The organism is Rhodohalobacter sp. 614A (genome assembly GCF_021462415.1).
GTDB lineage: Bacteria > Bacteroidota > Rhodothermia > Balneolales > Balneolaceae > Rhodohalobacter.
In genome coordinates this window covers 1,092,633-1,111,654 of the sequence record NZ_JAKEDS010000002.1, presented here as the reverse complement: position 1 = coordinate 1,111,654, position 19,022 = coordinate 1,092,633, and the positions used below count along the sequence as shown (strand labels likewise).

Annotated in this window: 11 protein-coding genes; 7 read left to right on the top strand and 4 right to left on the bottom strand. The window is 42.3% G+C overall.

Annotated elements, in window-relative coordinates:
• Nucleotides 1–20: 20 nt before the first annotated feature.
• From L0B18_RS13530 to L0B18_RS13505, 6 genes are all read left to right on the top strand, one after another.
• The gene (locus L0B18_RS13530) at nt 21–3,596 is read left to right on the top strand and encodes a SusC/RagA family TonB-linked outer membrane protein (protein WP_234572322.1); all 3,576 of its coding nucleotides are present in this window, start codon (nt 21–23) and stop codon (nt 3,594–3,596) included.
• A gap of 26 nt (nt 3,597–3,622) precedes the next feature.
• The gene (locus L0B18_RS13525) at nt 3,623–5,056 is read left to right on the top strand and encodes a RagB/SusD family nutrient uptake outer membrane protein (protein WP_234572321.1); all 1,434 of its coding nucleotides are present in this window, start codon (nt 3,623–3,625) and stop codon (nt 5,054–5,056) included.
• A gap of 111 nt (nt 5,057–5,167) precedes the next feature.
• The gene (locus L0B18_RS13520) at nt 5,168–6,067 is read left to right on the top strand and encodes a PIG-L deacetylase family protein (protein ID WP_234572320.1); all 900 of its coding nucleotides are present in this window, start codon (nt 5,168–5,170) and stop codon (nt 6,065–6,067) included.
• Nucleotides 6,068–6,181: 114 nt separating this feature from the next.
• The gene (locus L0B18_RS13515; RefSeq protein ID WP_234572319.1) at nt 6,182–7,039 is read left to right on the top strand and encodes an ROK family protein; all 858 of its coding nucleotides are present in this window, start codon (nt 6,182–6,184) and stop codon (nt 7,037–7,039) included.
• Nucleotides 7,040–7,043: 4 nt separating this feature from the next.
• Nucleotides 7,044–9,710 (top strand): exo-rhamnogalacturonan lyase family protein, encoded by a 2,667-nt coding sequence (locus tag L0B18_RS13510; protein ID WP_234572318.1) that lies wholly within the window; start codon nt 7,044–7,046, stop codon nt 9,708–9,710.
• Between the two features lie 536 nt (nt 9,711–10,246).
• Nucleotides 10,247–11,074 carry a hypothetical protein gene (locus tag L0B18_RS13505; RefSeq protein ID WP_234572317.1) on the top strand — a complete coding sequence of 276 codons (828 nt, stop codon included), beginning with the start codon at nt 10,247–10,249 and terminating at the stop codon, nt 11,072–11,074.
• A 115-nt stretch (nt 11,075–11,189) separates the two neighbouring features.
• Here the strand turns inward: L0B18_RS13505 and L0B18_RS13500 are convergent, their stop codons facing one another.
• The 3 genes from L0B18_RS13500 to L0B18_RS13490 all read right to left on the bottom strand — a co-directional run bounded on the left by L0B18_RS13500 (nt 11,190) and on the right by L0B18_RS13490 (nt 16,177).
• Nucleotides 11,190–13,388 (bottom strand): DUF5916 domain-containing protein, encoded by a 2,199-nt coding sequence (locus L0B18_RS13500; protein ID WP_234572316.1) that lies wholly within the window; start codon nt 13,386–13,388, stop codon nt 11,190–11,192.
• Between the two features lie 21 nt (nt 13,389–13,409).
• Complete coding sequence (locus tag L0B18_RS13495; RefSeq protein ID WP_234572315.1) at nt 13,410–14,882, bottom strand: SLC13 family permease; 1,473 nt, start codon at nt 14,880–14,882, stop codon at nt 13,410–13,412.
• Nucleotides 14,883–14,959: 77 nt separating this feature from the next.
• Nucleotides 14,960–16,177, bottom strand: coding sequence for a putative sugar nucleotidyl transferase (locus L0B18_RS13490; RefSeq protein WP_234572314.1), 1,218 nt, complete (start codon nt 16,175–16,177; stop codon nt 14,960–14,962).
• A gap of 80 nt (nt 16,178–16,257) precedes the next feature.
• Between L0B18_RS13490 and glmS the strand changes: the two genes are divergently transcribed.
• Entirely contained in the window at nt 16,258–18,099 is a 1,842-nt protein-coding gene (gene glmS, locus L0B18_RS13485; RefSeq protein WP_234572313.1) for a glutamine--fructose-6-phosphate transaminase (isomerizing), read from the top strand.
• A 455-nt stretch (nt 18,100–18,554) separates the two neighbouring features.
• Here the strand turns inward: glmS and L0B18_RS13480 are convergent, their stop codons facing one another.
• Nucleotides 18,555–18,998, bottom strand: coding sequence for a GNAT family N-acetyltransferase (locus tag L0B18_RS13480; protein WP_234572312.1), 444 nt, complete (start codon nt 18,996–18,998; stop codon nt 18,555–18,557).
• Nucleotides 18,999–19,022 lie beyond the last annotated feature (24 nt).

Sequence of the window (19,022 nt, the reverse complement as noted above, 5' to 3'; positions counted from 1 at the left end):
ACCAATAAAAACCCTCGCGTATGAAAACCGTTACCAGCATCAGAATACTGCCGATAGTGATTGGCTTGTTGATAGCAGCTTCTCTTCAGCCAAATACTGTGTATGCTCAGGAACAAACGAAGGACACCTCGGTGACCAATCTCGTTACTTATTATTCCGTGAAGGAATATAGCTCATATATACCAGAGCTGCGGAATACGATTACTCTTCAGTTTGAAAATTTCCCTCTGTCGGAGGCGCTTTTTCATATAGCCCAGGAAGCAAATCTTGAAATTGCATTCGATCCGGGGATATTTGAAGAAGGGGAGTTAGTGACCATTAAAAACCGGAATATCCGGGTGGCTGATGCATTAGCTCATGCATTGACAAATACTGAATACGAATCCGTAATTACCCAAAACAAAGAAATTCTTCTCAAAAAGAAAGAGGTACCTGCCGAAGAAGAGGAAGTTTTTGATTTAGATCTTACCGGTCAAGTTACTGATGCGGATACGGGTGAGCCCCTGGTTGGTGTTACTGTATTTTTAGTGGGAACGAACACAGGAACTACTACGGATGAAAATGGTGAATTCACATTGACCGTACCGGACGATGCTGCAACACTTGCCTTTTCATATGTGGGTTACGTACGGCAAGAAATAGCAATCGATGGCCAGACAGAATTTGACATTGAAATGGAATCTGATGTTGCCATGCTTGACGATGTTGTAGTTGTAGGTTATGGAACCCAGCAACGGGCTGAGGTAACAGGATCGGTAGTTTCGATTCGTGCAGAAACAATTGAAAGTACACCGGTTTCCAGTTTTGAAAATGCACTCCAGGGACGTTTGGCTGGTGTGAATGTGGCTGAGTCTACAGGAGAGCCGGGTTCTGCTCCACAGATTCTTATTCGTGGTATGGGATCTATTTCTGCCGGTACAAGCCCTCTTTATGTTGTAGATGGTGTTCCAATTTCTCAAAACTTTAATCAGCAGGATCAGATTGCTTCTCAGAGTAATGCATTCCAACCGCCACGCGCCAATCCTCTGGCAACTTTAAATCCGGCGGATATTGAATCGATTGAAGTATTAAAAGATGCATCAGCTGCTGCGATTTACGGCTCCCGTGGATCAAACGGCGTAATACTGATCACTACTAAGAAAGGGAATAAAAATACAGCACCACAGGTGAATTTCCGTTCATACGTAGGAATTCAATCAGCATTCAATGTACCTGAATTGATGAATGCTGAAGAATTGATTTCTTATGCAAAGGATGCTCGTAATACTACGTACCTTCGCGAGCTGAATCCTACTGATCCAAATAGTGAGACTTATAATCCTCAGTATAACCCGGACACTAACGCCGGTCGTGAAGATAATGGAGCCACAGCCAGTCACTTGATTCCTGAAGCTTATGTAAACTGGGATGGAACAGATACAGATTGGTTGGATTTGGTTTTAGATACCTCTGTATTGCAAAATTATGATATGTCAGTCAGTGGTGGTGCGGACAGTTTCACCTACTTCCTCGGTGGTGGTTTTATGGATCAAACGGGGATTATTGAAGGATCCGGATTTAACCGTTACTCAATCAATACAAACCTCTCGGCTGACTTAACGGACCGATTGGATTTAAGTTTCGGGCTGAATGCTGCTTTTACGGAACACGACCGAAAACCAGCGAATGCTCCATATTTCGGAACACCTCCCGGAATCATTTACTCGGCTATGACACAGTCTCCCGTAGTAAGTCCATACAATGATGATGGTACTTATCGACAATTGGAAGGCAGCCACAATGAGCTTGGTGGAAACATGACTACGACCAACCATCCGCTTGCCGTCCGTGATTATATTGATGAAACCATCAAAAACAATCGGATTTTCGGTAACCTGACTGCATCATATGACGTCATGGATAACCTGGAATTCAAATCCATGGTTGGATATGATATCGACAATTACCAACGATCATTCTTCCAGGGAACACAATTGTACTATAGAGGTGGCGATCCAAGACCATTTGGACAGGCTTCCTCATCGCAAAGTTTTAACTGGTTGTGGGAAAATACATTGAATTACCAACTTGCCATTGGTGAGGATCATCGAATCAATGCAATTGCAGGTTATACCATCCAAAAACAAAATGACGAAAGAAGCCGGGTAGTTGCTCAGAACTTCCCCGATGATCAGGTAAAGACTGTAAACGGAGGCCAAATTACCGGTGGTAATCAAACCATTGAAGAATGGTCGCTCATATCTTACTTGGCACGAGTGAATTATGTGTTACTTGACAGATACTTGCTTACGGCTACAATTCGTTCTGACCGATCATCACGTTTTGGTGCCGACAATCAAACAGGGGTGTTCCCATCCGTTTCTTTTGGCTGGCAGTTAACTAACGAACCTTTTATGGCTGATGTTGATCTCTTTAGTCAGTTGAAACCGAGAATTAGTTATGGTGTAACTGGAAACTTCCAGATTCCAAACTATGGATCTATTGGATTGCTGACGGGATCGAACTATGTGCTGGGAGATCAAATTGTTTCCGGGGTAGTTCCAAATACGCTAGGCAACGGTGAGTTGACCTGGGAAACAACCCACCAGTTAAACGGAGGTGTTGATTTTGCCATGCTTGAAGACAGGATTTACGGTTCGTTCGATTACTACGTAAGTAAAACATCCGATCTTCTGCTCGAAGTGAACATACCGGCGGTTACCGGTTTTACAAACGCTTTGACCAACATTGGTGAAGTTGAAAACAAAGGTGTCGAAGTTCAGATTACTTCCCGAAATATTGTTGGGGATTTCAACTGGGCCACTGATTTCAACTTCGCTAAAAACACAAATGAAGTGAAGAAACTCGGGCCTGAAGGCGATCCGATTCTTGTATCAGGTGCTGCCGGTATCCGGCATATCACACAAGTAGGCGCTCCGATTGGTAGCTACTATGGATACAAAGTAGAAGGAATCTTCCAGACTGAAGAAGAAATTGCGAATGCTCCGGAAGATACGGAAGGAAATCCCACTCCCGGTGACTTCAGATTTGCAGATGTAAATAATGACGGCGTTATCAATGCGGACGACCGTACCATTCTCGGCGATTATCATCCGGATTATACCTGGGGGATAACCAACCGGTTTAACTGGAAGAACATTGATTTCAGCTTTTTCATCCAGGGTGTTGAAGGAAGAGAAGTGTTAAACCTTACTGCCCGTCACCTGAAAAATGGTGAAGCCAACTTTGGAAGTTATGCAGTACTGAATGATCGGTGGATCTCTCCAGAACAACCAGGAAACGGTGAGCATCCCAAAGCAGAACGTACATCCGGTGGTAATAACAACCGACCTTCATCTTACCAGGTTGAAGACGGCTCCTATATCAAGCTGAAAAATATCACGCTTGGTTACAATCTGCCGATTGAATGGATTGATGGTTTTGCAAGAAGTGTACGTGTGTATGGTTCTGCAACCAATGTGGCTATCTGGACAGATTACATCGGATTTAACCCGGAAGTGAATTTACAACCAAGTCAAGCCCTTACCCCCGGCGAAGACTACGGAGCTTATCCGTTGTCCAGAGCTTTCCAGTTTGGAATTGACGTCTCCTTTTAATTGAAATTGAAACTCAGGTGAATATTATGAAAACATTTAAATCTCTTTTATTGATTGTTTCCGTACTTACACTTTTGGTTTCCTGTGGAGACGACTTTACTGTTCTGGCTCCACAATCGGAACGAAACGTAGAAAACTTTTATCAAACCGATACGGATTTTATAACCGGCATTAACGGTGCTTATGCCGGTCTGGCAGGCAACAACGCATATGGCAGAGCCTATGCATTAGCCTTTGAAATGCGATCAGATAACTTTGCCAATGGCGGGGGTGCCACTGGTTTGGCTGAGTCGCTTCTCAGAATTAATCACTTCACAGAATTGACAACAGCCCCAGAAGTAGAGGATACGTGGGCAGGTGGTTATGAAATCATAGCCAGAGCAAACACAATCCTTAGCCGGTTAGAAGGAGCCTCTCTTGATAATCCCGCTCTTGGACAACGAATTCGTGGTGAAGCATTATTTATCCGTTCGTTAGTGTACTACAACCTGGCAGTTATTTTTGGCAATATTGCGATTCAGCTGGATGAGGTAACTACCCCGAATGTAGATATCAATCAGGTATCTGCGGATGTGATTTATGATCAAATTGCGGGCGACCTTGCGGAAGCGGAAGGTCTTCTTCCCGATTCATATGGCGGAGCGGATATCGGCCGGGCTACAAGCGGAGCCGCCGCAACTCTTCTTGGTTTGGTTCAGTTAACCAACGGTAATAATGGCGAAGCAGAAGCTGCTCTCAGAAGAGTTGTAAACTCTGGTCAGTATGTTTTACTCCCGAATTATGCTGACCTGTGGGGAGCTGAAAACGAGAATAATGACGAATCCATCTTCGAAATTCAGTACAAAGCAGGTGGGCAGGGAACCGGAAGTTCATTCACAGAATATTTCTCCCCTGATTTTTCCGTCTCTGGTGGAGTGGGTGGAGGAAATGCTCCGCAAACATTGTCAGACGATGCACTTGCTGCATTTGAAGAAGAAGATGAGCGATATTTCGGTGGTTCTTTTGGATACACTACGCCGGACGATCCTGAAGATGAAGGAAATGAATACCTGAGTAAATACGATGGCGTTCAGTTCGACGCATTCGATGCTGATAACAATTTCATTGTGTTCAGATATGCAGATGTTCTGCTGATGCTTGCTGAAGCCTTGGGTGATACACCGGAAGCCAATGCACTGATTAACCAGGTTCGTGCTCGCGCAGGTCTTACAACTCCGGTTGAATCACTGCCCGGTTCTTTTGAGGAAAAATTACTTCTTGAAAGACGCCGTGAGTTTGTCGGTGAAAACAAGCGATGGCCCGATCTGAAACGATTTGGCGTTGCACAGCCTGTTTTAGCTGAACAATTGAATGAGGATGAAAATCTTTCATACACAGCTGATGATATCCGATTGTTATATCCGATTCCTCAAAGAGAAATTGATTCAGCACCGGGTGAACTTGAACAAAATCCCTTATAATTCATTTGATGCCTCTTTCCATACCAAGTGTATGGAAAGAGGGATATTAGAATTGAACATGAAACAATCCGCTTGTGGTAACCCCAGGTGGAAAATCAAATGGAGTACGATATGAAGCAAATAGTAGTCATTCTGTGTTTAGTTTTTGCAATTGCCAAACCGGCAGATGCGCAGATAAATTCACCCGCTGATGATCCCCTTAGAGTAATCGCAATTTTCGCTCACCCCGACGATGCTGATTTCAAAATGGCCGGAACGGCAATCTTAATGGCACAGGCCGGGCATCAGGTGAAGTATGTTGCCATCACCAATGGAAATGCTGGCCACCAGGAAATGGGAGGAGGCGTTTTAGCGAAAAGGCGTCGGGCCGAGGCGCAAGAAGCTGCAAGAAGAACAGGCATAGCAGAGTATGAAGTTTGGGAAAACGATGATTCTGAATTAATGCCTACACTCGATATTCGAAAAGATGTGATTCGTGCAATTCGGGAATGGAATGCAGATGTTGTAATCGGTCTTCGTCCCAACGATTATCATCCGGATCACCGAAATGCAGGCAAATTGGTGATTGATGCATCTTACATGGTTATTGTGCCCAATGTAGTTTCTGATACACCACCTCTTCCAAATAATCCGGTTTTCTTATATATGCAAGACGGATTTTCCAAACCGAATCCATTCAGCCACGATATCAGTGTAGGAATTGACGATGTGTTTGAAACCAAGGCCCGTGGCCTGGATGCTCATGTTTCTCAGGTTTATGAGTGGATGCCGTGGACAATGGGAATGAGTGAAGACCAAATACCGGAAGGTGAAGAAGAACGGTTTGAATGGTTAAAGAACACCTTTTTAGGATGGAGCAGTATCTCTGACGAACAGAGAGCAAGCTTGGAGAAATGGTATGGACCGGAAAAAGCAGCCGGATTTGAACATGCCGAATCTTTTGAAATTGCAGAATATGGACGTAATCCAAGTGAGGAAGAAATTCGAATGATCTTTCCAATGCTGAACTAACAGCAGAATTCATAACGTACCAAAACCGATTGGCGTGGAAGCCAGTCGGTTTTTTGCTTCCTCAAATTAGCTGGATTATCATCAAGTCCACATCAAAAATACGATCAACTTTTTATGCAAAATACTACTCCAGTAATAGGAATTGATTTAGGCGCTACGAATCTCAGAGTAGGCTTAGTTGACAATGGAAAAATTACAGCTCTCGAAAAAGGTCCATTGCCGAAAGACAAATCGGTAATGTCCATTTTAAATACCATGTGCGAGATGATCGAGACTGTAGACAAGGGGGCAACCAGCATTGGTATTGGTGTTCCAAGTGTTGTAGACTCGAAAGAAGGCATTGTGTATGACGTGCAGAATATACCCGGTTGGGAAAAAGTTCATCTGAAAGACCTTCTGGAAGAAAAGACCGGGAAATCAGTTTATTTGAATAACGACGCGAATTGTTTTGCTCTTGGAGAAAATATGTTCGGCGAAGGAAAAGGCAAAAAGAACCTGGTGGGTCTCATTATTGGAACCGGGTTTGCAGGTGGGATTATCCTGGATGGGAAAATTTATGAGGGCCGTAATTGCGGAGCCGGAGAGTTTGGTATGATTCCATACAAACAATCCATCCTTGAGCATTATTGCAGCGGTCAGTTTTTTAGCAAATTAGTGGGTGTGAATGGTGAAGAAATTTACGAAAAGGCTTTAAACGACGATCCCGCTTCGAAGAAGTTGTTCCAGGAATTTGGAACACATGTCGCTGAAGCCATCAAGATTGTGCTTTATACATACGATCCGGAGTGCATTATTTTGGGCGGTTCCATTAGTAGTACTTTCGATCAATTTAAAGATGGATTTGAGAGAGAACTAAAAACATTCGGATTCCCGAATTCATTAAATCATGTTGAGATAACCGTGTCAAAAACACAGCACATTGCTGTACTTGGTGCAGCAGCTTTAACTCATAATCATCCTATTAAATATTAATTTAATGAATAGACTTTTCTGTATCTCACTTCTGTTTGCATTGATCTTTACGGGATTTGCAAACACATTATCAGCATCTGACTCTGTCACCGTTCATGTAAAAAATGCTAACTCTGGCGAGCCTGTAAAACTTGGAATACCGTTCCCGAAAGGTACGCTGTATTCGCCCGATCATGTCCGTGTTCTGAATGAAGATGGAGATGAAATTCTATCTCAAACTACAGAAGTGTCCACGTGGGAGCCGGCTGACCCGAGTGTCAAATGGCTGTGGGTTTTCTTTTTTACCGATGAATCGGGAGAATACACCATTGAGTATGGAGAAGACGTTCGGAAAACAGTACAGATTGAGAACCCGATCGTTTTTAAAAATAATCAGCGAACCAATGGCGGGGCCGAAGTGAATACAGGTCCTCTTTATTTTGAAGTTAATAAAGGCGGTTCAGGTTTTTTGGATTTAGTTCAACTGGATACAAATGGCGAAGGATTTACGGATGATAACATTGTAGCCACAGCCATTGAAGGACGAGGTTCTTTTTTGGATTATATCAACGATAGCGGTATCGATACCTCACGGGCAGTTGTTCATCAACAATTTATTGAGAAGGGATCCGGTCCGCTTCATACGATCATAAAAGTGGTAGGTGAGTATGAGTACAGTAATCCTGAACACGAAAATTCACCATTTGTAACCTATATTCATGCCTACGCCGGAAAATCCTATATAAAAGTTTATCACACAATTACATACACCGGCAAGCCGGATAAAAGCGAACCGTTAAACGGAAAACAACATGCCGATATCGCCACTCAGCCAGAGTTGATTATTAATGAGCAGGAGCGAGGCCAGGATGAAGGTTTGACGGAACCCTATGATATGATTGAAAGTACCGGCTTCAGACTTCAATATAATCTGGATGGCGAGAAAACATTCCGTTCCGAATTGTTGACCGGAAATTGGTGGGAAGAAGGCGAATCCAGCGTGTATGAAGCATCGGTTGGAAATGAAAGCAGGTATTCGGTTTTCCAAACCGGGCCGGATGCTACAATGACTGCGAACGAACCCAATTCTACTAATGAAGAACGAATAGATGGTTTTAAAGCAAGCATTTCTGCCGATGGCAATACTCTTGAGGAAAGCCAAAAAGCAGCCGGCTGGGTAAGCATTTCTGATAATGAATTTGGTGTGAGTATCGGGATCAGAAATATGATGGAAGAATATCCCAATGAACTGGTGGTTGATATCGAAACCGGCGAAGTGTATGCCTACACGTGGAGTCCCAACGAAGATCCTATGAGTTTCGAAAGAAATGATATGGGCAATGATGGTGGCATGGTTGGTAATTTCGCGACCGGTTTAACCAAAACCACCGAAACCATTTTCTACTTTCACGAAGGGTCCAAAACGCTTCCTGAAATCAAAGAAACAATGGAATTTGTGTTAGATCCTCCTGTTGCTCATGCAGATCCATCCTGGTATGGAAAAGCCGGTGTTTATGGCTTCTTTGCTGATGCCGATAACAATTTTCCCGACCTCGAAAGAGCCATGCAGTACAAGTTCCAATGGATGCTCTTCAACCAAAACTGGGAGCCCTGGTATGGCATGTTCACTTACGGCGATGTGAAGAATTACTATTTTGGTGATGACTGGTATCAATGGGCCAACAATGAACCTTCTCAGGATTACATGTGGTGGACGAACTTTATTCGTACCGGAGATCCGGAAATGTATAAAATGGCACAGGCTGCAAGTCGCCACACAATGGATGTTGATAACACCCATTGGCCAGCTCAAAAAGGTTATCGTGGAGACACAAACAGTTCTCTCGATTGGTTTTTGTCTGAGCAAGAGGAAGAAGGTTCGCCATATCTTGGAATGGGCCGCCGGCATGCCGGTCAACAGTGGATCTCAATGCTTTCTGCACACGTGTGGCTGACAGGTTGGGTTTCTTCATACTATTTGGATGGATATCACCGTGGATTGGAAATCGCCCGTTTAACCGGAGATTATTACATCCGCCGGATTTTTGGCGACCACGGATTGAGAGGTCGGCGATTATACCTTTCTATTTGGAATCTTTCTGAGTTGTACGATGCCACAAAAGAAGACAAATATCTTGATGAATTGAATTATCGCGTTGAGCTTGCCCTTGAACTTCAAAAACGACAGGGCGGAAGAATGGGAATTGACCGTTATGGCTATTCGCAGAATTATCTTTCCCACGGGCTGACGAAATATTTGCAGATGTTTGACCGGCCGGATATTGAGCAAGCATATTTAACACATGCCCGTAGTCTTCGTGATGTTCCACCAATCGATCATGATTATGAATCCTATCTCTCCAGTATTCATCCGTTGATAACAGCTTACGATTTAAGTGGTGAGTCGGAATTCCTGGTGGAAGCGTGTAAGCGTGCTACAAATTTAATGATAGACCCAATGTCTCAACCGTTTGAAGATTACGAGACACAGGCTGAACTGCAGACGGCAATGGAAGATGTCAGCAATCTTCCTATGACCGCAAGCAATTCATTCTTCAGCAGAAGAATGCCTATCTGGAGTTTTTCTATGGGACTGAGAATCTTCGGCTGGACAACAAACTACAGCGTTCCTTATTTGATTGAACGACTCGGAGCGTTGGATGATACTTCAGCGTATCAATGTGCGGATTAAAATAATCCATCTAACACCCTAACAAGGTAGGTTGACAACAGCATCAGGTACTATCTGGTTCTTTTAGAATCGGGTAGACCTGGTGCTTTTTTTTGAGGTTGACTCTATTCACTGAGGACTCATCTCACTATTTTTTTACTCAAGAGATTACAGAAGTTGATGTCCTTCGATATTCGGCAATAGAATAGATTTTCTTGGAATGAAGAATTTTTTGAACTCAAGAGTATATAAGATCTCTCTTCATTGATAATGTATGGCAAGCTTTAAGTTAGAACTCTCTTCTTTGTGTCCGTCAGAATAAAAGCTTTCGATAATTAATGATCCCTTCCAAAACCCGAAGGAACAGGACATTTATTTGCACAATGTCGGAATTATTCTACTCCGTCGGATTTTTACACTGTGTTGGCGGAAATAGACCCGGATTCGCCGGAATTGTGATAACTGTACCGTGAATGAACAAACTATCTTTGCATTCTCAAATGATTAACAACAAACAGTTAAACAATCAAATACTAAACTCTATTAACTTTTTTAAGATGACCATTTCAACTAAATATTTCCAAATACTGGGTCTGTTTCTTTTAGTACTCGGCCTTTTAGCTGGCTGTGAAGAAGATAGCCTGAAGAGTGATGACATAAATGAACCGCAACCGAAAGTGCAAATCGGCAATTATAACGAATTCGGAAAAATACTGGTAAATCAGGATAATCAAACATTGTACTTTTTCGCCGGGGATGTAACCGGGGAAAGTAACTGCAATGGCGGATGTGCTGATGTATGGCCTCCATTGGTTGGTGAATTATACGATTTCGATTTTGGCTCAGACCTGAACGGATCTGATTTCAGTACAATTACTCGTGAAGATGGCCAGAAGCAAATAACATTCAAGGGCTGGCCATTATACTATTTTTCACCCGAAGGCGACGGCGTACTGGAAGGCGCTGGTGAAACGCAGGGTGATGGACGAAATGGTGTATTCCATGTAGCCAAACCAGACTATTCCGTATTGGTAGGCCGGCAATCTGTAACCGAAGGTGAAGAGGCTATCGTCTATCTGGTAGATGATCGGGGCGTTAGTTTATATCGATCTATCAACGATGGCGAAAACCTTAGCAACTGTGCAGGTGGTTGTGCCGGAGTCTGGCCTCCGTTTAAGGCTTCCGAGAATTGGATAATCCCTTCATCATTGAACCAGAATGATTTTGCTACTGTAGTTCGGGAAGATGACCTGGGACCACAGCTATCTTATAAAGGTAACCCGCTTTATTACTTTACTCCTGATGAACAAGTCCGGGGCAATGTAACTGGACAAGGTGGTGCCGGTGGAACATTCTTTGTAGCAGATGTAGAACCAGCACAATAGTTTTACCTTTTCTTATTACATAGTAGCTCAGGTCTGATCGGTCTGAGCTTTTTTTATGTCTTCAATGAGTAAATAACGAATAACTGGTTAAGAGAAATTTGATAGCTCAGCTTTATCAATGAAATGTATATGTGTATTTGATCAGAAATACCCGGCTGTCAAATGTAGGAAGAGTTGGGACAGCTCTCTCAATATCTGTATTTGTGATCTCATTATAGACAATCCATAGATCGTTTTGCTCGGCAAAGTTATATCTGAAACGAGCATTGGTTGCAATTTGACGGGCTAAATAGTTGTACTGACTCAAGAGCTGAAGCGAAACTTTTGTATTAAGAGCGATTAGCGATCTCAACCTGTAAATGTTCAGAAATTCTGACTGATCCCTGCTCGAAAAGTTCAGGTAATTGAGCTCAATATCTCCACTGATTTCAAGGTGGCGGGACTGATTCCAGGTAGGAGAAACAGATATCGAATACTGTTCTCCATCATAGAATTTCGAAATTCTGGTTTTAAATTTGGAACGAAGTGCTTTCGTATCAGACATTTCATATTCAATTTCTGCACCAAAAAATGAATAACTGCCCGGCTCTACAAACGTTTTTTCGCTAAAGGAAAGAGGTTCAATTAAATCTTCATACCACCAGGATGCGGTAATCTTAATCCCGGCCTCGTTCTTAAATTTGATTTCCCACGGGTGTTCAATCAGCATGGATTCTATGGAGTTGTCATCATTTCTAAAAGTGCTCAGGTAACGAAGTCCGGGAGTTACTATTCGCAGGGGAGAATCGGCTGAATTGAAATAACCATAAAAAATCCTGGCATCAAAAAGCGTATAATCGGTGCGGGATTCAAAACCCATTTCAGGCTGATATCGCGGCCCGGCTCGTTTTAACGTGGACCGATAATAGAATCCGGATGATGTTCTTTTATTAAGAAATAATCGAAAGTTGCTATTATCTAAGAGTGAATAATCTTCATTAAAACTGTCGTCAAATGTTGAGGCAATTTTGAAATCAATAAAATGATCGCCTGAATAATTATAAAGAAAGTCTAAACCGGTGCCGATATTGTAGGAGCCGTCAACTCCCATTCGGGTTGTTACAATTCCGCCGAGGTAAGAATTCTCATTGATGAGATCTCTTCTGGCTCTTAATACACCAAAATTTCTTGATTCAATATCAAGAGATGAAACAGCATCGGTTTGCATATTTAGTAAGCCGACATCCCATTTACCGGTTCTTCCGGCCAGCCTGGCTCCACCCAAAATGCGAACCTGCTGTCCTTCATCCAGCCCGATTCTCCGGCTGTAAAAAAGTGTATTGGAACCTCCAAGATTAAAATCAAAAATATCGGATCTTTCCTGGAAAAACTGGCGTTTCTCCGGGAAAAAGAGGGGTGTTCTTGTAAGGTTAATTTGCGCTTCATCGGCTTCAACCTGGGCAAAATCTGTATTTACAGTTATATCGAGATTCATATTGCCAGAAACAGGAATCTTTATATCCAGGCCGGCTTCTGTTGTTAAATCATCTTTTCGTTTGTATCCATCTGCGGTGCTTTTTAATTGGTTTAATTGATCAAAACCGCCCAGTACATAGGGAGTTATGTAATAGGGTTTCTTATAGTCGATTCCCTGAAGCCTGATTTTTTGAGCCTGAGATGGTTTTGCAAATCCCCTGTTCCAATCTGCCGGGATAGCCGGGAAAACATGGCGTTCTGCTTTTCGGGCAATGTAGCGGTACACAATCATGCCCATAATAACTTCATTGTTTACCTCCTGAAAACCAAGACTTGAAAAGGGGATACGCATTTCTACAAACCATCCTTCATCGGTGGTAGTCGAAGCTGAATCCCAGAAGGTATTCCAGTTTCGGTTATTTGAATCTTCCCCCTCGGCGTCATTTGAAATTTGCATATCGGTTTTGTTTCCCGCCGGGGTTGTGAAAAACCATTTTGCATTTTCACTGTCATTATAAGAATCCAGCACAATGGCGAACGTATCATCTCCGCTATATCGGTCTCTGTAAAGTGAATTTGTTGTAATCTTATCCGGCTCCGAGTCATACAATTGTCCCATTACGTAGACATACTCGTTATCGTACGCCACTTTTATGATGGACTTCTCGGTCATATCACCCCGAAAAACAGGCTGATACATGACTACGGGAAGGGGTTGAATGGTCTCCCATATCTCTTCATCCGGAATGCCGTCAAGTACAATTGGAGTATCAATTTTTGTGATGGATAAAATATCAGAAGTTTTTTCGGGAGTGCTAAAAACCTGTAGAGTGAGCAGGAGCAGGATATAAATGAGCAAAGCTAAGAAATGATATTTATGTTATTGAACCCAGTCAGGAATCACGCCAATCTCTATTCCAAATACATATGCAAACAGAGTATAGGCAGCCAGCGTCAGGATAGTGGAGATGATAATATTCAGCCAAAAACCGGCCTTCGCCATTTGTGGAATTGATACCCTTCCGCTTCCGTAAATAATAGCATTGGGAGGTGTAGCCACGGGAAGCATAAATGCACAACTTGCCGAAATTGCAGCCGGTAATATAAACATCATGGGATTTTGTCCCATCCCAATAGCGGTTGATGCAAGAATGGGAAGAAAGGCAGCTGTTGTTGCCGTGTTACTTGTGATTTCAGTAAGAAATACTACAATTAAGATGACTGAAAAGATTAATAAAATGATGGGAAATGTTTCGAGGCTTTGAACACTTTCACCAATCCAGGTAGCCAGCCCGGATGAGCTGATAGCCATAGCGAGACTTAAACCGCCTCCGAAGAGAATCAAAATTCCCCAGGGGAGTTCCTTCATATTATGCCAGGCCAGTAATTTCTTTTCGTCAGTAGTGCCTGATGGAATAATAAACAGAATAATTCCGGCTGCAATTGCTATACCGGCATCTGACAAACCAGGAAGGATTCCCGTGAGTAAAGGCCTGAAAATCCAGAGCATAGCAGTAATAGTGAAAACAATGGCAACACGTTTTTCCGGTATTGTAATGTTGCCTATCTCTTTGAGCTTGGCTTGAATTACATCCCGGCCACCGGGCAGTTCTTTAAGTTTTATGGGGAAGACAAGTTTAGAGAGGATGATATACATCAACGGGAGAAGTACCAGGATCAGTGGAACGCCGATACTCATCCAACGGACAAAACTGACTTCAACCTCATAATTTTCCAGCATAAAACCGGCAAAAAGTGCGTTTGGTGGAGTTCCAATTAATGTGGCAATCCCACCGATGTTGCAGGCGTAGGCAATGGCAAGAACAAGGACAATCTCAAAATTTGTGATTGATGAATCACCGGAGTCCTCGCGTTCTGTAAAATGTAATACAGAAAGTGCAATGGGAAGCATCATCAAAGCCGTGGCGGTGTTACTGACCCACATACTTAAAAATGCCGAAGCAATGATAAAGCCAATAATAATGGATGATGGTTTTACTCCTACAAAATTGATGATTCGCAGGGCAATCCGTTTGTGCAAGTCCCACCGCTGCATAGCAATGGCAATGATAAATCCGCCCATAAAAAGAAATATCAGGGGATTTGCGTAAGGAGCGGTTGAATCGCTGATGGGTGCAATTCCAAGAACCGGGAGAAGTACAATTGGCAGGAGGGAGGTGGCCGCAATAGGGATGGCTTCGGTGATCCACCAGGTCGCCATCAAAACGGCAACGGCTGTTGTTTTCCAGGCCACATCACTCATAGATTCAGGTGAAGGGAGTATCAGAATAGCAATAAAAAACAGTAACCCAAGGTAAAGCCCACTTCTGGAAAAACTAAGGTTTACTTGCAAACTTGCTCCGGTTTTCTAATAGTTGATGATATATGTGAAAGACCATACTAAAAGCGCTTACCCCCATTCAGAATTTGTCAAAAACTTGTTGACTGAAATAAGGCTTTCATCATTCTATGGTACGATGGTGTCAGTTGTATGGACCGGCGTTCCATCATTCGCTCCATGGCTTCAACGGCTTTATCGAAATGGTAAGGGACAATATCGTTGCCGCTTACCCAACTAAAGGAGGGTACAAATTTCGGCGGATAATTATCAGAAAAAAGATTACAGCAAACTCCGCATAATGTGCCGGTATTCAGCATGGCGTTGATCCCCGTTTTGCTGTGATCTCCCATAATGGTCCCGATAAATTGCTGGCCGGTATCAATTTCTTTTTTAGTTTTCCAGTCCACAACTTTTACGCTGCTGTAGTTATTTTTCAGGTTTGATGTGTTGGAATCTGCACCTAAATTAACCCACTGACCAAACACGGAATTTCCCACATATCCATCATGTCCTTTATTGGAATAGGAATGGAAAATAGTATTCGCAATTTCGCCGCCCACTTTGCAAACCGGACCCACTGTAGTATCCTCATAAATTTTTGCCCCCATCTTTACTACAGATTTCTCACAAATGGCGGACGGTCCCCGGATAACTGCATTTGCCATAACCCGTGCACCTTTGCCAATATAAATGGGCCCGCCGTCCGCCAGTAACATAGCTCCCGGTTCAATAATGGCACCCTCTTCAATAAAAATGTTCTCTTCACTCGTAAAAACAGCGTGGGGAAAATCCTTTGTATTTCTCTCAAAATTGTTTCGAATTAACTCAACGTCGCTACTAATCTGATCACCATTAATCTGAAACAATTCCCAACTATTTTTCAGGGTAATCAAACTATCATGATTTAAATTTTTGGCGTTTATATCGTCAAGGTCAATTCCCAGTTGTTTCCATTTCTCGTGAGTTTCATACGAAATGAACGCTGCAACCAGTTGATTGTCTGAGATTAAACCTTCATTTTCATTCAGATTTTTGACTTCATTAGTCAGGCCGTCTGATGGAATGAATCTTGGGTTGATCCAAAGTGCAAAATCGGAAGGATCAGAAATTTTAAATTCATCAAAAACACCTTTCAGGTGATTTCTTAATGTGCCGGCAGACTTTTGTTTGGGAACATTGAGTGCGTGAAGCCATTTATCTCCGAGAGTGAGAATTCCGACCCGAAGATCATAAACGGGACGGGTTAAGGTGAGGGGGTGAAAATTCTCGAGAAAATCATCCTCGAAAAAACAACAACGGGTTTTCATATCACTAATTGATTCTTTTATTCCTTAAGGAAGTTGTGTTAAATTAGGCAATAAAATAAAATAGTTTAAAAAATATCATTATGTGCGGGATTGTAGGATACGTAGGAGACAGAGACGCTTCTGAAGTTTTATTAAAAGGGCTGAAAAGGCTGGAATATCGGGGCTACGATTCGGCCGGAATTGCACTTATTAATGGAGATTTACAATACAATAAAGGAAAAGGAAAAGTTGATAGGCTGGCAAAAAAAGTCCGGGAACTCGGTACTTCCGGAAAAATTGGAATCGGGCACACCCGGTGGGCTACACATGGCGAGCCAAATGACGTCAACTCTCATCCGCATCTCAGCGAATCTGGTGAGATTGCAGTTGTGCACAATGGAATTATTGAGAACTACAACACGCTGAAAAAACAGTTAATTGAACGGGGGAAAACATTTCACAGCCAGACAGATACCGAAATTGTCGCGCAACTTCTCGAAGAAATCTATACAGCTTCTACAGGAATTACTTTTGAACAGGCGATTCAGCTAACCCTGAAACAGATTGTCGGAACCTACGGTTTGGCAATCGTGAATAAGAATGAGCCTGATAAAATCTATATAGCCCGAAAAGGGTCACCACTGTTGCTGGGCATTGGTGATGGCGAAATGTTTATAGCCTCGGATGCATCGCCAATCGTGGAATACACCAATAAAGTTGTCTATCTGGATGACGGGGAAATGGCAACAATCACAAAGGATAGTTACAGTGTAAAAACGATTGAAGATGTAGAGCTGACCAAAGAAGTTCACGAACTGGCTATCAGCATCGATGAGATTGAAAAAGCAGGCTATCCCCATTTTATGTTGAAGGAAATATTTGAACAACCGCGCTCCATTGCCGATTGTATGAGGGGACGGCTGAATGTAGAGAAAAACATTATTCAGCTTGGTGGTATTGAAGATGTAATGGACGATCTTGTAAATGCAAAACGAATTGTCATTGCGGGGTGTGGAACAAGCTGGCATGCAGGATTGGTTGGTGAATATTTGTTTGAATATTTGGCCAAAACTCCGGTTGAGGTAGAATATGCATCCGAGTTTCGTTACAGAGATCCCTTGATAGGAGAAGGAGATGTACTTCTTGTAATTTCCCAAAGTGGCGAAACGGCCGATACAATTGCAGCACTCAGAGAGGCAAAAAAACGGGGAGCTTTGGTTCTTGGAATTTGCAATGTGGTGGGTTCTACCATTTCGCGTGAAACAGACGCAGGAGTTTTTACCCATGCAGGCCCGGAAATCGGGGTGGCATCTACAAAAGCATTCACGGCCCAAGTAGTTGTTTTGACAATGATGGCCCTCGCCGTTGGGAAAAGAAAAGGAATATTAAGTAATAATGAGTTTGCTGATTTTATCCAGGAATTGGCAAGAGTTCCTTCCAAAGTCGAATATATTTTAGAGCATATTGATGAGGCAGTACAAAAAATGGCCGGGCTGTTTACCTATGCTCCCAACTTTCTGTACTTGGGCCGTAGTTATAATTTTCCTGTAGCACTTGAGGGCGCTCTCAAACTAAAAGAGATCTCATACATTCATGCAGAAGGATATCCCGCAGCAGAGATGAAACATGGTCCTATTGCTCTGATTGATGAAATGATGCCTGTTGTTGTGATTGCAGCGACCGATCATACCAATGAAAAAATGATTTCAAACATCGAAGAGGTAAAGGCCAGAAAAGGACGGATCATCTCTATCATGAATGACGAAAATTCCGATGTAATTGATCTCTCCGAGTTTCATATCTCAATTCCCACAACAAAAGATTGCTTTACACCACTTCTTACAGTTATACCCTTGCAGCTCTTGTCCTATTACATTGCTGTGAACAGGGGATGCAATGTAGATCAACCCCGAAATCTCGCGAAAAGCGTGACGGTTGAATAGTCTTAATCTTTCTTTTGAGTATTGATTTCTCTCATTTTGGAAAAGTTATTCACGTTTGCAGATACAAATTTTTTCTAAAGGGTGTGAATAACTTTTCTAAAAAGACTGCTCCTCTCAAGATCATCCCTATTATTCTGCCTGTTAATATCATTTTTGAGCCGTTTTTAAATAACTAAAAAAATATTTGTTAATAATTTATAATGTGGATAACTTGCGGTTAAGGCTATTTTTACTTACATACAGACGTGATTTTCAACCACCAAATTTTTTGTGTTCTTAAATGAGAAATTGGAAAGCAGTTTTATTTAAAGTTGCAGTACTCATTGTTATCATAATCGTTGCTTTTACAGGATAACCATTCTTTATATCAACATTACTGGAAAAGCTTGGGACTACTGATTTCTGGTATTGTGTGATTTTTTTTGTAGATGAGGTCAGATTGACAAAATCGGTGTTTAATACCGATAGATCATTTTATGATGTGAAATGCCATCTACTGTATAAGCTTCACTTATTTTGTGAAATCCTAAAGATTCATAAAATGCCAACAGGTAACTCTGGGCTTCGATAATTACAGTATCGATATTTTTTTTAGAAAGGACTTCCAGCGCCTTTAGCATCATTTCTTTGCCAAGACCCTGCCGGCGGTATTCTTTATGTACGGCAACTCTGCCAATCGAAGGCTGATTAAACTTTGTATTTTCCGGCACGATTCGTGCGCAGGCGACAACATTGGTTCCATCTTTCAGTAGCAAGTGTTCGCAAAGTGGATCATAATTATCCAGGTCATTATAGATACAATCTTGTTCAATAATGAAAATATCCTGTCTGAGCTTGAGCATCATGTAAAGATCCATAGAGGAAAGGTCATCCAAACTCTGGGCATAAATCAACTGCATAACTAAACTTTATTTGGTTTGATT

Bases quoted from the DNA above. Each gene is read 5' to 3' on its own strand.
- L0B18_RS13530 (WP_234572322.1), top strand. From the start codon at position 21: ATGAAAACCGTTACCAGCATCAGAATACTGCCGATAGTGATTGGCTTG.
- L0B18_RS13525 (WP_234572321.1), top strand. From the start codon at position 3,623: ATGAAAACATTTAAATCTCTTTTATTGATTGTTTCCGTACTTACACTT.
- L0B18_RS13520 (WP_234572320.1), top strand. From the start codon at position 5,168: ATGAAGCAAATAGTAGTCATTCTGTGTTTAGTTTTTGCAATTGCCAAA.
- L0B18_RS13515 (WP_234572319.1), top strand. From the start codon at position 6,182: ATGCAAAATACTACTCCAGTAATAGGAATTGATTTAGGCGCTACGAAT.
- L0B18_RS13510 (WP_234572318.1), top strand. From the start codon at position 7,044: ATGAATAGACTTTTCTGTATCTCACTTCTGTTTGCATTGATCTTTACG.
- L0B18_RS13505 (WP_234572317.1), top strand. From the start codon at position 10,247: ATGACCATTTCAACTAAATATTTCCAAATACTGGGTCTGTTTCTTTTA.
- L0B18_RS13490 (WP_234572314.1), bottom strand. From the start codon at position 16,177: ATGAAAACCCGTTGTTGTTTTTTCGAGGATGATTTTCTCGAGAATTTT.
- glmS (WP_234572313.1), top strand. From the start codon at position 16,258: ATGTGCGGGATTGTAGGATACGTAGGAGACAGAGACGCTTCTGAAGTT.
- L0B18_RS13480 (WP_234572312.1), bottom strand. From the start codon at position 18,998: ATGCAGTTGATTTATGCCCAGAGTTTGGATGACCTTTCCTCTATGGAT.